Here is a 15,038-nt window from a genome sequence, read left to right as displayed (position 1 = left end):
ATGACAGCCCAGGAGAAATTCAGCGAGCTGGTTAGGTTCATTTATAAGTGCGACGATATTGCGGTGGCGTTTTCAGGTGGAACGAATTCGTCATTGCTGCTTTGTGCAGCACAGGAGGCCCATGGAAAAAATATTTGGGCGCTTACGGCGAATGCCGCGTTTTTTACGCAGGAAGAACTCTACCACGTCCATGAAGTATTGGACGATTATAAGCTGAATGATGCGCGGATTCCGGTCTACATTTTGCAGGAAGAAAAAATTGTACAAAATCGGGAAGAACGCTGTAAGACATGCCGCCGTCTTTTATCGGAAGGGCTAGCAAAGGCTGCCGGAGGATTGGGCGCGGCCGTATTGCTTGACGGGAGAACGAATGAAAAGCCCGGGTGCGTGGACAGCAGGGAGATTACTGCGGATATTGCCTGCAGAAGCCCCTTTGTGGAGCTTGGATTTGGAAAGCGGGATATCTACGAGATGCTTTTAGCTGTTGGACGGGGCTACTATCTTCGCGAACCCGCCGTATGCCTTGCAGAACGTTTTGCATTTGGCGAACAATTGACGGCCGCAAAGCTTGATTTTGTTGAAAAGGCCGAGAAAACAGTGCAGAAATTTGCAGGGAAAGACCGCTGTGTGCGTTTTACAAATTGGGACATTGTGGTATATACTAAAAAAGATATATCAGAACCGGACCGGAAAAGTATCTGTGCCGAACTTCGGAAAGGCGGTGCGGGAGATATCAAGTTTGCTTTTCCGGAGGAAATTGGAGAGGAAATACATTCATGAGGGAAACAGTTATCGTGCTGGACTTCGGCGGGCAGTATAATCAATTGATTGCGCGCCGTGTGCGGGAAGCGCATGTATATGCAGAGCTTGTGCCATATAATGTCGACGCCCGGCATATTCAGGAAAAAAATCCTATTGGAATCATATTCACCGGAGGACCGAAAAGCGTGTATGAAGAAGGTGCGCCGGTATGCGATGAAAAAATATTGGAGCTTGGGATTCCCATACTCGGGATCTGTTATGGCAGTCAGCTTATCAGCCTGAAGCTTGGTGGGCATGTTGCCTCGGCACCTGCGGGCGAGTATGGAAAAACAGAGATTACATATGATACGTCGAGCATTTTGCTGCAGGAGATGGACGATGAATCGATATGCTGGATGAGCCATATGGATTACATTGATAAAGCCCCGGAAGGCTTTGATATTCTGGCGACGACAGGCTCCTGTCCGGTAGCAGCATTTGGAAGCCGGGAGAAAAAGATTTACGGAGTACAATTCCATCCGGAAGTACAGCATACAGTAAAAGGGCAAAGCATACTGGAACATTTTTTATATGATGTATGCGGCGCAAAAGGAGATTGGGATATGAATGATTATGCAAAACAAGCCATTGAAGGAATCCGTGAAAAAGTAGGAGACAAAAAGGTTTTGCTGGCGCTCTCGGGCGGGGTGGACAGCTCCGTATGCGCGGTGCTCCTGCATAAGGCGATCGGAAAAAATCTGACCTGCGTTTTTGTAGACACGGGGTTGATGAGAAAATATGAGCCGGAAGAGGTGGAAGAGGTCTTTAAGAAGCAATTTGATATGAATCTCGTCCATGTGAAAGCGGAGAAGCGTTTTCTTGAAAAGCTTGCAGGCATCACAGAACCGGAGAAGAAACGTAAAATTATCGGCGAAGAATTTATCCGTGTTTTCGAGGAAGAAGCAAAGAAAATCGGGAAAGTACATTTTCTTGCTCAGGGAACGATTTATCCGGATGTGGTGGAGAGCGGCGTTGGAGACGCGGCACTGATTAAAAGCCATCACAATGTTGGCGGATTACCGGATCATGTGGATTTTGACGAGATTATTGAACCGCTGCGTGAGCTGTTTAAGGACGAGGTGCGTGAGCTTGGCGAAGAACTGGGCCTTCCGCGCCATATGGTGTGGCGGCAGCCGTTCCCGGGTCCGGGACTGGCGATCCGTGTCATTGGCGAGATTACTAAAGAAAAGCTCAATTTACTGCGTGACGTAGACTTCATCTTCCGTGATGAGATAGCTAAAGCAGGATTGGATGAAAAAATTTGGCAGTATTTTGCCGTGCTTACGGACATGCGCTCCGTGGGAGTAATGGGCGACGAGCGGACATATGACTACACGGTTGCGCTTCGCGGCGTGACGAGCGTGGACGCAATGACAGCGGACTGGGCGCGTATCCCTTACGATGTGTTGGGTGTGATTTCCAACCGTATCATCAACGAGGTGCCGCATATCAACCGTATCGTTTACGACATTACGTCAAAGCCCCCGGCGACCATCGAGTGGGAGTAGTAGCAACAAACCCCGCAAGCTGCTTTATAAAAGCGTTTGCGGGGTCTTTTTATTTTCGCTGATATTAAATTGATATTAAAATCTTCCTAAGCCATTATTTCTACTCATTGGATTCCTTAGCTTGATTGATAAAAGAATAATAGTCTGTAGTTGAGAGAGGATAATTGTTACGCCATTCATCGTATTCCTCTTTCGATATACTCCCATCTTTTAATTTCTCATATTCTTCATACCAAGCAGAAAATACAGAAGCGGGGGGTCTTTTATATTGTGGTACATCGTTGCTTTGGTCAGTCAGTGCAATATAATATATTCCATCAACGAACCGTATGCCATATCCATATCTGTCTTCCAAATAAAAGAGAAAATGAAGCAATTCATCACGACTTTCTATCTGGTGATCAGTTAGTGCATTGACATCGACCTTCAATGAACCAGCAATTTGTTCCAGCCGTTTTTTAGACGGTGTCCTGTTACCCAACTCATAATTTCTTATTGCAGATTCACTCATGCCCGCCTGAACCCCAAGCTCTTTTTGAGACATTTTACGCATGAGCCGGAATTTTTTTATGTTTTCTCCAGTGGTCATATTGTCACCTCATATAGATCATATCACAAACAGTTCAAAAATGAAACAGAAATTCTTGACAGTTCAAAAACGAACGGTTTTAATTAAGTAAACAGTTCAAAAACGAACTGATCATAAAGAAAGGACAAAACACGATGAAATCAAAAATGTTTGTAAAAGCAGACGAAATTGCAAAAGACCTAGGAATGTCAAAGCAGTTCGCCTACAAGCTGATACGGGATATGAATTATGAGCTAAAAGCCAAAGGCTTTATCGCAATTCCCGGGCGTGTGAGCAGACAATTCTATGAAGAAAAGTTTTATGGCTTCATTAACATCATGGATGCACAGGGATACTACACAGATTGGAGGGATACTCGAAAATATATTGTATTTACACATCCTAATGGCAAAAAGGTCAGGGATGCAACACTATCAAAAACTTTTAAGGTAAATATTTCCAAGGAGAATATAAATAATGAATATGGACGACATACGCAACACAATGAACAAAGACAATATGGCTAACGGATGAAAAGCCTGTTGTAGCCGATGCAGAATCGTTTGCAGACAATGGGGAAGCGGTGGAAGCCAAACCCGGCACGCAGGCCAGCGCAACGTCTGCGGGCGCATCTTCCTCTCCAACCCAAACCCCGGCCAGCGGTACAGGTGGAATGGGCAGCAACAGTGACAATAGCGGCGGGGGTGGCCCGACACCAGCACCCGCCCGGAACGCTGGCAAAACCTACCACGAAGCCGTGTATGAGGATGTATGGGTGGTTGACGTGCCAGCGTCCAGCTATGAGGAGCCTTTATATGAAAGGCGCGAGGTAAACGTTTGTAACACTTGTGGGGTTGTCATATCAGGTTCACCAGCGGCTCATGCGGAGCAGCATATGCTGAATGGGGAGCCGGGCGGACATCATGGCGAAATGCAAAAAGTCCAGACGGGAACCAAGACCGTAACCGTGTCGGAGCAAGGGCATTGGGAAAAACGGATTGTACGCGAAGCTGGGTATTATTGAACATAATGGGATCTGAAATAGGGCTGTAATATGGGGAAATGTAGTTTGTTAAAAATCTATTAAAGGTGTTGTTTGTAATAATTAAATCCATATGATAGTATATTCTTAAAGTGATTTTAACTTTAATACTACGTTATGATTTCTTGAGTGCAAAGTACTAAGGATAAGACTATGCTATTAAATGATAAACCAATCAACAAGCAATCAGAAGATCGGCTAGGGAGAAGTGCGTTTTCAAGCAAGCTGGCTGATATCATATACCAATATGATAAATCTGATTGTTTTGTTATGGGCCTATATGGAAAATGGGGTGCTGGAAAAACATCTGTAATCAATATGCTCACCGAGGAGTTGTGTAGACTAATAGCCGAGAACAATGATGAAAACACCATAATTTTGCATTTTAACCCATGGCTATTTACTGATCAAATACAACTGATTACTCAGTTCTTTAAGCAATTAGCTAATAAACTAAAGTCGGATATTTATAAGAAACGGGCGAGCAAAATTGCATCCAACCTTGAAAGTTACGCCCAAGTTATGGAGATTACATCATTTGTACCGGGCCTAAACACAGTAGGAAAAATAAGCTCTTTCATAAGTAATAAAATTCGAAAACGAATTGCTGATAATAATGATTTACAGAGTATAAAAGATCGAATTATAAAAGAGGTTGTATCGTCAGAGCTGAAGATAGTTGCCATAATAGATGATATTGATAGATTAAATGATGAAGAAATTCGTGCTGTTTTTCAGCTTGTAAAATCACTTGCAGATTTTCCCAATATGATATACTTTTTGTCTTTTGATTTAGATACAGTAACACATGCACTAAATAGTGTGCAAGATGGAAACGGATTAAAATTCCTTGAAAAGATAGTTCAAATGCCGTTCGAATTACCAGAGATCAAAGGTAATAAAGTACACGAGTATTTATTTTCAAAATTAGATAGTGTCCTAGAGGAAGATTATATACTGGAATTTGACAGGCATCATTGGTCAAATATATTTCTAAAAGGAGTACAATTTTTTATTAACACTATACGTGATGCAAATAGATTTATTAATGCTTTTGATTTAAGGTATAAGATGCTAAAAGAATATGTGAATGCTTCGGATTTAATAGCCTTGACTGTATTACAAGTATTTGAGCCAAATATTTATAAGGAACTATACGGAGTGGGCCTTCAGTTTTGCGGGAGCATACCACTTTATATAGGGATGCAACAAGATGCAAACAAAAAGAAAGTTGCTGAATCTTATGCGGAAATATTAGAGAAATTTGCAATTAAAAAGGAAGCTACAGGTAACTTGCTAGAGATTCTTTTCCCCAAAATATCTCAATGTTTAGATAGATATTATTATGCTTACAATCATGAAAAAATGATGATTGAAAAAAGGATTTGTATTGAAAAGTGCTTTTATAGTTATTTTACTTTTAATCTGATTGATGAAATTCCAGTGAGTTTAATACACAGGATTTTGTTTGAAGCTAGCGAAGATGAGTTTGATAGTTTAGTTGAAACATTTTCAAGTGAGGGAAAAATTGAAGATATTGTAATTACTGCGGATGCTCTTTTACATCAATTCAAAGAAACTGACAAATATAAAGAAAAAATGCCGCTGATTTTCAAAAGAATATCTAATAACTGGAAGTTTTTTAGCAAAGAAGAAGAACCCAAAGGTCTTTTTTCGCTGCCCGTTGATTGGAGAACATGCAAGCTCCTAGAAAGTGCACTGTATATAATTAAGAGCAAAGAAGAAAGGTGCAGGAGCATATTAGAGCTTTTTTCTGGTGAAGAGCTATCGTTAGAGCTTTGTGTGTTTTTATATAGGGTGTTGGAGAAGCCTTTTACGAAAGAAGATTTTCATGATGATGAGACATCCTTGATCGACAAAGCGACCATTGAAAAGCTGAAGAATGTTCTTAAAGATAGAATTAGAGTCCGTATGGAAAATCAATCCATACGGACATTAAATAATTATGACAACATAATATATTTTCTGGAAGATATCGACGGTATGTTACTAAAAGAGTTTTTAGCATGTTGTGCAGGAGATGAATTAAGCCTAGCAGGAGTAATATCAACATTCGTTAATAGAGGCGAAGCGGAAAGCGATCATCATTTTAGTATATGGCGAGTGGATAAAGATAGGATAGAAAAATACTTTTATATTGATTTAGTATATACGGATTTGATGAACTTATTAGATAATGGAAAAATTAACGAGCTTAATAGAAATAGAATGCTAAAAGTACTTTCGTTTATAATTTACTATGAGACAAGAGGTGCAAGGGAATCAGAAGAGATTTTAATTGAAGAGATTACAGAGAGGTTTGCCGATAATTAGATGTTGATATTAAATAGATATTAAAAATTCTAAAAACGGGCGATACTCAATAAATTCTAAACTGGGCCATGTGTGAAAAGTGCCTAAAACAAAGGGAAAAAAGTGGCAAGAAATTGATGGTAGTAGAGTGGGAGTGACTTTTCCGCATGGGTAAGCCGTTTTTGCGGGAAATGTATAAGTGGGAATAGTATCAAATTCCAAAAAATAGGTGGTAATCATGACTGCCTATTTTTATTTTTGGAGGTGTTATTCCACACATATCCGATAATCATAATAAATACCGCCTTTGGTTGATGTATAATTATGGATGAATTGGCGATGTCGAGAAGAATTTACCGGAACTTGCTTTCTTCTTCGTCAGCATAAAGTTTAAATGTTAATATGCGTTGCTTGCCGCAGCGGGCAATTCCTCATACAATAGTAATAGTGTCAGCAAAAAAGGAGGATGTTTTTGATGTTAAACGAAAATATTAAAGCAATCAGAAAATCAAAAGGGCTTTCGCAACAGGAGCTTGCTATCAAGCTGAATGTGGTGCGGCAAACAATCTCTAAATGGGAACAAGGATTGTCAGTTCCTGATTCAGATATGTTGATCTCTATATCTGAGGTGCTTGAAACCTCCGTAAGCACTTTGCTTGGAGAAACTGTTACTGAAACGAAGGATGATGATTTAAAAGCAATTTCAGAAAAACTGGAGATTATAAACTTGCAGCTTGCACAAAGGAAGACCACACGACAAAAAATGCTTCATTGGTTATTTATCTCGTTGTGTGCGGTCATAGTGGTAATTTCTGCAGTCTTAATCGTATCAAATAGCTCTTATTTAGGGTGGGATTACAGTGAACCTGAAACCGCCGTTGTTGGAGTAGCTTTTCACGCATTTGAATGGATATTTGTCAGGTTAGCACCGATTATTTTTATTGGGGCAATCCTTGGGATTTTTTTGACATGGAAAAAAGTATAAAACTGCTTTACTTTTTGGAGTGTACAGTTCAGACTTAAAATTTTTGTTTGTCGAGAGGAGACGCAGTTGATTCAGATGAAAAGAAATCTTAATTTTAAGTGTGTTTGAAAACCAGTGTCAAACATTTTTGAAAAAAACGAGTTAATCTTCTAAGTGAGCCTATAATTTGAGCCGTAACATATCGCTATACTCATATATCTAAGTTATGGTCTTAAGGAGCGAACGGGAGTGATTGCATTGTTAAGCCGCTTTTGGCGGTGAAGCATAGATGAGGAACAGCATGGAATTGCAAAAAATAGGCGGACATCATGACTGCCTATTTTTTATTTACAGAAATCAGAACTAATTGTTAGAAGAAGCCGGTCGCTTTCCAAGAGAAAGAGATTATGGTAGACTGTGACGAGAAGAGCAGCTGAATTTGCTAAACCTAAGGAATTATATAAATTCGCTGTTGGGAGGTATTGTGCATGGATGGGGAATTGAAAATCAAGATGTATACATTTACGGTGGACTGCAAAGAGCCCTATGAATTAGCAAAGTTCTATGCGGCGCTGCTCAAATGGGAAATCCCATTCCATGATGAAGAATGGGCGTGTGTAAGCGCTCCGGGAACAGAGCAGGGAATGTATCCCGGAATCATGTTCCAGCGGAATCCTGAATATGAACCGCCGGTATGGCCGGAAGAGCCTGAAGCTCAACAACAAATGGCGCATTTGGATTTTGCGGTTAATGATTTGGACGAGGCGGTCCGGCATGCAGTTCAATGCGGAGCGGCAATCGCAAATGAACAATTTTCCGAAGACTGGAAAGTTATGATCGATCCTGCCGGACATCCCTTCTGCCTATGTCAGCTGAAATCAATGATTGAAAGCCCTCATTTTGCGCTGCTATAGGAATATGGCTTAAATAAGCAAGCGTAAGATATGCCAAGCGCGATATGTGCGTATTAAGCGGAGCCGATATAAGAAATATCCCCAGCCTTGCCGGGGGATATTTCTTATATAAATCATTTTTTCATTGCTTTTAATGAAACAGATAAAGTATAATGGTTTTTATTCATTTATGTATTGGGGGAAAGTATATGAGCGAACAAACAAAAAGAGCGAATCCGGGTCCTTTGGGGTTATTGGGCTTTGGTATGACGACGATCCTTTTGAACCTGCACAATGCGGGAATAACGGAGCTTTCGGTTGTCATCGTGGCGATGGGGCTTGCGTTGGGGGGAGCCGCGCAGATTATTGCCGGTATTTTTGAACTGCGGGGAGGAAATACCTTTGGCGGTACGGCATTTGTTGCATATGGTTTTTTCTGGTGGTCGTTGATTTTTATTTGGACAAATCCGGTCGGCGACACAATATTGGCGGCGGACGAACGATCCATGGGCTTTTATCTTTTACTGTGGGGGATCTTTACACTTTTCATGTTTATCGGTACGCTGAAGCATAATACAATCACGAAAATTGTCTTTCTCACACTTGCGTTACTATTTTTCGGGCTTGCAACCGGGGAATTCAGCGGACTCCCGTTTGTTAAAATTATCTCGGGCTATATAGGAATTCTATGTGGAGCAAGCGCAGTTTATTCCGCTATGGGACAGATTGTAAATGGAGAATTTGAAAAGAAAATTATGCCGCTGTAAAAATATACGCGGAATCCGGAGAATTAGAATGGACGGCGGAATTACAGAAAATAAGAGGCGTGCACGCCTCTTATTCTTTTTCGAAACAAGCCGCAGAAGTAACCGGGTGGATATAAGCATAAAGGAAAAAAGCGCGCGGTTATCACATATATAGGAGCCTATTTTAAATATAGTTCGGAAATATACGAACTATATTTTGAAATAAAAAAATATAGTTCGACAATATATTGCGGGAATCTTCTATTTCAAGTATTATAAATTATGTAAGCTTTATGCTTACCATATTATATTGTAGGAGGTATCATATGGAAAAGTTTTTCAAGCTGACGGACAACAAGACTAATTTCCGTACTGAGGTAATTGCCGGGTTTGTAACGTTTTTTACGATGGCTTACATCATCTTCGTTAACCCGAATATCTTATCCGGCGCGGGAATGGACCATGGCAGCGTAACGGTTGCTACGTGTCTTTCGGCGGCGATCGGTACGCTGCTGATTGGTCTGATGTCGAACTATCCGTTCGCGCAGGCGCCCGGTATGGGCCTTAACGCATTCTTCGTGTACACGGTATGCGGCGCGATGGCATGGGAGTGGGAAGGCGCTCTTGCGGCAGTGTTTATCTCGGGTATCATTTTTGTTATTATCACACTGTCCGGCGCACGCGGCAAAATCCTGAATGCGGTTCCGAGGAGCTTAAAATATGCGATTGGTGCAGGTATCGGCCTGTTCATCGCGTCCCTCGGACTCAAAAACGGATCAATGCTTGCGCTCTCTGCAGACGGTTTCTTCATCGGGAGCCTTGCAAATCCGATGATGCTGCTTGCGGTCATCGGCCTTGTGATTACGATCATCCTGATGGTGCTCAAGGTAAAAGGCGCTATCCTGATCGGGATCGTGCTCACGACGGTCGTTGGACTCTTCATGCCGAATGGCGAAGGCGGCACGATCACATCCCTTGCGGGAGTGGAAGTAAGTCCGCTTGCCCTTGCAGGCTTCATTGCCTTTGCGCTTATGGTGCTGTTTGTCATCATTTGGGGCGTAACCAAGAAAAAAGGAATGGGAACCATTGCGGGGATCTGCCTTGCGGCGACAGTGGTTCTGCTGATTGCAAACCTTGCGACCGGCGAATCCTCCATTTCGCTGGATCAGACATTCATGAAGATGGACTTCAGCAAGATGTTTGTTGGTCCGACCTTGTTTGTACAGGTTATTTCCTTTGTAACAGTTATTCTTGCCTTCCTGATGATCGATATGTTCGACACCATGGGAACGATTATCGGTACTGCTGAAAAAGCCGGATACCTGGATAAGGACGGTAACCTGCCGAAAGCAAACCAAGCGATGATGGCGGATGCAATCGCAACGGCAGCAGGCGCTGTGCTGGGCACGTCCACGGTTACGACATTTGTTGAGAGCGTCTCCGGCGTAAATGAAGGCGGCCGTACGGGCCTTACTTCAGTCGTTGTTGCAATCCTGTTTGTACTCGCGCTTCTGTTCGCGCCGATCGCGGGAATTATTCCGAGTTCGGCAACCGCTCCGGCGCTGATCGTTGTCGGTATCCTAATGATGGGACCGCTGATGAAGATTAGGTGGGACGATTTTGCGGAAGCCGCTCCGGCATTCATGACGGTGCTGTGCATGGGCTTCATGAGCTCCATCACAGACGGCATCGCATTTGGCTTCATTACATACGCCATTTGCAAAATATTCACCAAAAAGGCAAAAGAAGTTGGCGGAATTATGTGGGGTATCGTCATCATCTTCATTGTTTATTACATCATGAGGGCCATCGTTATAGGCTGACAAATTGATAAAAGCCGGCTCCGGTGATAAGCGCCGGGCCGGCTTTTAAAACTTAAAGGAGATAAAAGATGAAAGTTGCAGTGATTATGGGGTCAAAAAGCGATCTGCCGGTTTTAAAACCAGCAATTGATACGCTGAAAGATTTTGGAATCGAAGTGGAAGCGCATATCATGTCGGCGCACAGGACGCCCGAGCTTGCGGCGGACTTTGCGAAAAACGCAAAGGATAAGGGTGTTGAAGTGATCATTGCAGCGGCTGGGAAAGCCGCCCATCTGGCCGGTGTGATCGCAGGGCATACAATCTTGCCGGTGATTGGCCTGCCGATTAAATCCTCGACGATGGATGGCCTCGATTCCCTGCTCTCCACCGTGCAGATGCCGGAGGGGATTCCGGTTGCTACGGTAGCGATTAACGGAGGCAAGAACGCCGCACTTTTAGCAGTGCAGATTCTCGCGTTAAAGTACGATACATTGAGCGATTTATTATATAAGTTTAAAGAGGACATGCAACTCAAAGTGGTAGCTGCGGACGCTGAACTCGGGGAGGAATTATCAAAATGAAAAAGACAGAGCAGTTGTATGAAGGAAAAGCGAAGAAGGTATTCAAAACCGACGATCCGAACTATGTGATCGTTGACTACAAGGATGACGCGACCGCATTCAACGGGCTGAAAAAGGGAACGATTGTCGGGAAAGGCGTTGTGAACAACAAAGTATCGAACCATATGTTCAAAATGCTTGAAAAACATGGTATTCCGACACACTATGTAGAAGAACTTTCGGACCGCGAGACGGTTGTCAAGAGTGTTTCTATTGTTCCGGTCGAGGTAATCGTGCGCAATATCGCGGCGGGAAGCCTTTCCAAAAGACTCGGCATTCCGGAAGGAACAAAACTGAAATCCACAGTGCTCGAATACAGCTATAAGGATGACGAGCTCGGCGATCCGATGATCAATGATTATCATGTTTATGCAATGGGACTCGCGACTCCGGAGGAGATGGAGAAAATTGCGGAGTATTCGTTTAAAGTGAACGAGGTAATGACGGAGTATCTGAAACAATTTGGGATCGAACTGATCGACTTCAAACTGGAATATGGCCGCTGTAATGGCGAGATCATTCTTGCTGATGAGATTTCACCGGATACATGCCGTTTCTGGGATTCCAAGACGGGCGAGAAGCTCGATAAAGACCGCTTCCGGCAGGATCTTGGGAATGTGGAAGATGCATACCAGGAGATCCTCAAGAGGCTGATGGGAGAATAAACCGTATGTTCATTCGGCCTGATCGACATAACAGCTACGAACGCTGGAAGCCGAAAGATGATGTGATGGTAGAGGAGTGCGGCGTATTCGGTATTTTTATGGATGACCGCCGTTATGACCCTGCGGAAGCGGCCTATCTCGGGCTTTATGCGCTCCAGCACAGAGGACAGGAGAGCGCGGGAATTGCCGTTGCCGATGGGAGAGACGTCAAATTCCATAAAGGAATGGGCCTGTGCTCTGAAGTTTTCAAGGATAATCTTGGAAAGATACTTGGCGGAAATATCAGTATTGGGCATGTGCGGTATTCTACAACAGGGGACAGTAAAGCGGATAACGCGCAGCCTCTGGTAATGTCTTACCGCGGAGGCAAACTCGCCCTTGCACATAACGGCAATTTGATCAACAGCAGTATTTTGCGGGAAAAACTGGAGGACGAAGGCGCGATCTTTCAAACGACGCTTGATACGGAAGTGATGGCCAGCCTGATCGCCCGGCAGTCCCGGCATGGAATACTGAAGGCGATCACTGCGATGATGAAGGTGGTACGCGGTTCTTATGCTCTTGTGATTATGACACAGGAGGAGCTGATTGCCGTACGCGATCCGTTGGGAATACGTCCGCTTGCGTTGGGAAAGCTCGATAATAGCTATGTGGTCGCATCCGAATCCTGCGCTTTTGACGCGATTGATGCGGAATTTGTCCGCGATGTGCGGCCAGGGGAGATTCTTGTCATCAATAAGGATGGGCTTAAGTCTTATCAGGCACAGTCCTCCATGAAAACGGCGTTGTGCGTGTTTGAATATGTGTACTTTGCACGGCCTGATTCCGATATCGACGGAATCAGCGTATACCGTTCGCGGGAAAACATGGGGATCAAACTTGCACAGGCTTTCCCGATTGAGGCGGACCTTGTGAGCGACGTGCCGGATTCGGCAACGCCCGCCGCATCCGGATATGCGGCGGAGAGCGGGGTTCCCTACGCGAAAGCGCTGGCCAAAAACCGTTATGTGGGACGTACCTTCATCCAGCCGTCACAAGCCCTGCGGGAACGCGGCGTAAAACTGAAATTGAATGCAATGAAGCGCAATGTGCATGGGAAGCGGCTGGTATTGATCGACGATTCTATTGTACGCGGAACGACAAGCCGAAAAATTGTGGAAATGCTCCGGCTTGCAGGTGCGCGGGAGGTACATATGATGATTAGTTCGCCTCCGGTAATCTGCCCCTGCTTCTTCGGGATCGATACGCCGTCCCATGACCAATTGATCGGCTCCAAAAATTCTGTGGAGGAGATACGCAGGATTATCGGTGCGGATACGCTGAATTATCTTTCGATTGAGGACCTTTTGAAGACAGTGGAAGGCGCGGGATGCAATTTTTGTGCGGGATGCTTTAACGGCAACTATCCTGTTGATATGAAAGAAGCGCTGAAAGAGACGGAAGCGCTCGACCTTGCGACGATTGAATAAATAGGAGTGGAAATATATGGCAGTAACTTATAAAGACGCCGGCGTTGATGTAGAGCGCGGATATGAAGCGGTAAGGCTCATGAAGGAGCATGTAAAAAAGACCTTTGACGGAAATGTGATTACCGACCTTGGAACATTCGGCGGGATGTACGATATTGGAAACGGGCAGGTACTCGTATCGGGAACGGACGGCGTAGGAACAAAACTGAAAGCCGCGTTTGCGATGGAAAAGAATGACACGGTCGGGATTGACTGCGTGGCGATGTGCGTTAACGATATAGTCTGCCATGGCGCGAGCCCCCTGTTTTTTCTGGATTATATAGCGACAGGAGCGCTTGTGCCCGGTGTTGCGGCAGATATCGTGAGTGGAATTGCGGATGGCTGCATGCAGGCCGGATGCGCGTTGATTGGCGGCGAAACAGCGGAGATGCCCGGATTTTATCCCGAGGGGGAATACGACCTTGCGGGATTCAGCGTGGGGATCGTGAATAAAAAAGATATTATCAATGGATCGGCGATCGAGCCTGGCGACAAGATCATCGGGCTTGGTTCGACTGGAATCCATTCCAACGGTTTTTCGCTGGTGCGCAAGCTGTATGCAATGGATGAAACCCTGAAAACCAAAACAGTGCCTGAAGCCGGAAAAACCCTGGGAGAGCTTTTGCTGGAGCCGACAAGGATTTATGCGAAATCTATCCTCAGGCTGATCGGGAAAATGGATGTAAAGGGGATCGCGCATATCACAGGCGGCGGATTTTACGAGAATATTCCGCGTGTTCTGCCAAAAACGGTGAACGCAAAAATTAAGCTCGGTTCATGGGAGATGCCATATGTATTTGATATGCTGGTGCACGACGCCCAACTTTCCGAGAAGGATGCCTATAATACGTTTAATATGGGGATTGGCATGATCGTCGTGGTAAAGCCGGAAGATGAAAAAGCGGCGCTCGCGGCACTTGGCGCTTCCGGAGAAAAGGCATTCGCGATCGGCGAGATGATTCCCGGCGATGGAGGCATCGAGCTATGCTGAAATTTGCGGTAATGGCTTCAGGCGGGGGAACGGACTTTCAATCTTTGATCGACGCGGTGAAGGCTGGGCAAATTGATGCGGAAATCTGCTGCCTGATTGCGAGCAAACCAGATATCTACGCGGTCGAGCGTGCAAAAAAAGCGGGTATTCCCGTGGAAATAGTGCAAAAGAAGTTCTTCGGCAGTGTGGAGGCGTTCGACCGGGCGATTCTTGCTACGCTCAAGAGATATTTGGCTGATTTTGTCGTACTTGCGGGCTATCTTAATATCGTAGGGCCGCAAACCATCAGCGCTTATGAAAATAAGATTATCAATATCCATCCGGCATTGATTCCCAGCTTTTGCGGGATGGGAATGTATGGAAGCCATGTGCATGAGGCCGTGATTGCATACGGTGCAAAATATTCCGGCGCGACGGTTCACTTTGTGAACGAGGAAGCGGATGCGGGGCCGATCATTTTACAGGAAGTGGTCCCGGTTTTGGAGGACGACACCCCGGAGGATCTCGCCGCGCGGGTATTGAAAACGGAACACCAGTTGCTACCGCGGGCGGTAGCGCTGATGGCGGGCGGCAAGCTTCGGGTTGAGGGGCGGATCGTAAAAATTTTAGAATAATTT

At 44.6% G+C, this 15,038-nt stretch carries 15 protein-coding genes; 14 read left to right on the top strand and 1 reads right to left on the bottom strand.

Annotated features, from left to right (window positions below):
• Entirely contained in the window at positions 1–780 is a 780-nt protein-coding gene (locus B1H56_RS04700) for an adenine nucleotide alpha-hydrolase family protein (protein ID WP_066518402.1), read from the top strand.
• Positions 777–2,309: a glutamine-hydrolyzing GMP synthase gene (guaA, locus tag B1H56_RS04695; protein ID WP_066518403.1), complete on the top strand. Its 1,533-nt coding sequence runs from the start codon at positions 777–779 to the stop codon at positions 2,307–2,309. Before B1H56_RS04700 ends, guaA begins: the two co-directional genes overlap by 4 nt.
• 100 nt (positions 2,310–2,409) lie before the next feature.
• On the opposite strand, the gene B1H56_RS04690 is transcribed toward guaA, so the two are convergent.
• Positions 2,410–2,898 carry a helix-turn-helix domain-containing protein gene (locus B1H56_RS04690; protein ID WP_066518404.1) on the bottom strand — a complete coding sequence of 163 codons (489 nt, stop codon included), beginning with the start codon at positions 2,896–2,898 and terminating at the stop codon, positions 2,410–2,412.
• A 134-nt stretch (positions 2,899–3,032) separates the two neighbouring features.
• Between B1H56_RS04690 and B1H56_RS15070 the strand changes: the two genes are divergently transcribed.
• The 12 genes from B1H56_RS15070 to purN all read left to right on the top strand — a co-directional run bounded on the left by B1H56_RS15070 (position 3,033) and on the right by purN (position 15,035).
• Positions 3,033–3,404: a hypothetical protein gene (locus B1H56_RS15070; protein WP_066518406.1), complete on the top strand. Its 372-nt coding sequence runs from the start codon at positions 3,033–3,035 to the stop codon at positions 3,402–3,404.
• A 56-nt stretch (positions 3,405–3,460) separates the two neighbouring features.
• Positions 3,461–3,901 carry a hypothetical protein gene (locus B1H56_RS14490; protein WP_147554677.1) on the top strand — a complete coding sequence of 147 codons (441 nt, stop codon included), beginning with the start codon at positions 3,461–3,463 and terminating at the stop codon, positions 3,899–3,901.
• Between the two features lie 171 nt (positions 3,902–4,072).
• Entirely contained in the window at positions 4,073–6,253 is a 2,181-nt protein-coding gene (locus B1H56_RS04680; protein WP_066518409.1) for a KAP family P-loop NTPase fold protein, read from the top strand.
• A gap of 454 nt (positions 6,254–6,707) precedes the next feature.
• Entirely contained in the window at positions 6,708–7,217 is a 510-nt protein-coding gene (locus B1H56_RS04675; protein ID WP_066518410.1) for a helix-turn-helix domain-containing protein, read from the top strand.
• 467 nt (positions 7,218–7,684) lie between these two features.
• The gene (locus B1H56_RS04670; RefSeq protein WP_066518411.1) at positions 7,685–8,110 is read left to right on the top strand and encodes a VOC family protein; all 426 of its coding nucleotides are present in this window, start codon (positions 7,685–7,687) and stop codon (positions 8,108–8,110) included.
• A gap of 188 nt (positions 8,111–8,298) precedes the next feature.
• Positions 8,299–8,856 (top strand): acetate uptake transporter, encoded by a 558-nt coding sequence (locus tag B1H56_RS04665; RefSeq protein WP_066518412.1) that lies wholly within the window; start codon positions 8,299–8,301, stop codon positions 8,854–8,856.
• 305 nt (positions 8,857–9,161) lie between these two features.
• Positions 9,162–10,658 (top strand): NCS2 family permease, encoded by a 1,497-nt coding sequence (locus tag B1H56_RS04660; RefSeq protein WP_066739930.1) that lies wholly within the window; start codon positions 9,162–9,164, stop codon positions 10,656–10,658.
• 68 nt (positions 10,659–10,726) lie between these two features.
• Positions 10,727–11,218, top strand: a complete 492-nt coding sequence (gene purE, locus B1H56_RS04655; protein WP_066518417.1) for a 5-(carboxyamino)imidazole ribonucleotide mutase — start codon at positions 10,727–10,729, stop codon at positions 11,216–11,218.
• Positions 11,215–11,922, top strand: a complete 708-nt coding sequence (gene purC / locus B1H56_RS04650; RefSeq protein WP_066518418.1) for a phosphoribosylaminoimidazolesuccinocarboxamide synthase — start codon at positions 11,215–11,217, stop codon at positions 11,920–11,922. The genes purE and purC overlap by 4 nt, the downstream gene beginning before the upstream one ends.
• Before the next feature lie 5 nt (positions 11,923–11,927).
• Positions 11,928–13,391 carry an amidophosphoribosyltransferase gene (gene purF / locus B1H56_RS04645; protein ID WP_066518420.1) on the top strand — a complete coding sequence of 488 codons (1,464 nt, stop codon included), beginning with the start codon at positions 11,928–11,930 and terminating at the stop codon, positions 13,389–13,391.
• Between the two features lie 16 nt (positions 13,392–13,407).
• Positions 13,408–14,421: a phosphoribosylformylglycinamidine cyclo-ligase gene (purM, locus tag B1H56_RS04640; RefSeq protein ID WP_066518423.1), complete on the top strand. Its 1,014-nt coding sequence runs from the start codon at positions 13,408–13,410 to the stop codon at positions 14,419–14,421.
• Positions 14,418–15,035, top strand: coding sequence for a phosphoribosylglycinamide formyltransferase (gene purN / locus B1H56_RS04635; RefSeq protein ID WP_121419030.1), 618 nt, complete (start codon positions 14,418–14,420; stop codon positions 15,033–15,035). Before purM ends, purN begins: the two co-directional genes overlap by 4 nt.
• The last annotated feature ends 3 nt before the right edge of the window (positions 15,036–15,038 follow it).

This window comes from Christensenella minuta (assembly GCF_003628755.1).
GTDB lineage: Bacteria > Bacillota > Clostridia > Christensenellales > Christensenellaceae > Christensenella > Christensenella minuta.
The sequence above is the reverse complement of the archived record's forward strand: the minus strand, read 5'-3'. Positions and strand labels throughout refer to the sequence as shown.

Coding starts and splice junctions, on each gene's coding strand:
- B1H56_RS04700 (WP_066518402.1), top strand. CDS start 1: ATGACAGCCCAGGAGAAATTCAGCGAGCTGGTTAGGTTCATTTATAAG.
- guaA (WP_066518403.1), top strand. CDS start 777: ATGAGGGAAACAGTTATCGTGCTGGACTTCGGCGGGCAGTATAATCAA.
- B1H56_RS04690 (WP_066518404.1), bottom strand. CDS start 2,898: ATGACCACTGGAGAAAACATAAAAAAATTCCGGCTCATGCGTAAAATG.
- B1H56_RS15070 (WP_066518406.1), top strand. CDS start 3,033: ATGAAATCAAAAATGTTTGTAAAAGCAGACGAAATTGCAAAAGACCTA.
- B1H56_RS04680 (WP_066518409.1), top strand. CDS start 4,073: ATGCTATTAAATGATAAACCAATCAACAAGCAATCAGAAGATCGGCTA.
- B1H56_RS04675 (WP_066518410.1), top strand. CDS start 6,708: ATGTTAAACGAAAATATTAAAGCAATCAGAAAATCAAAAGGGCTTTCG.
- B1H56_RS04670 (WP_066518411.1), top strand. CDS start 7,685: ATGGATGGGGAATTGAAAATCAAGATGTATACATTTACGGTGGACTGC.
- B1H56_RS04665 (WP_066518412.1), top strand. CDS start 8,299: ATGAGCGAACAAACAAAAAGAGCGAATCCGGGTCCTTTGGGGTTATTG.
- B1H56_RS04660 (WP_066739930.1), top strand. CDS start 9,162: ATGGAAAAGTTTTTCAAGCTGACGGACAACAAGACTAATTTCCGTACT.
- purE (WP_066518417.1), top strand. CDS start 10,727: ATGAAAGTTGCAGTGATTATGGGGTCAAAAAGCGATCTGCCGGTTTTA.
- purC (WP_066518418.1), top strand. CDS start 11,215: ATGAAAAAGACAGAGCAGTTGTATGAAGGAAAAGCGAAGAAGGTATTC.
- purF (WP_066518420.1), top strand. CDS start 11,928: ATGTTCATTCGGCCTGATCGACATAACAGCTACGAACGCTGGAAGCCG.
- purM (WP_066518423.1), top strand. CDS start 13,408: ATGGCAGTAACTTATAAAGACGCCGGCGTTGATGTAGAGCGCGGATAT.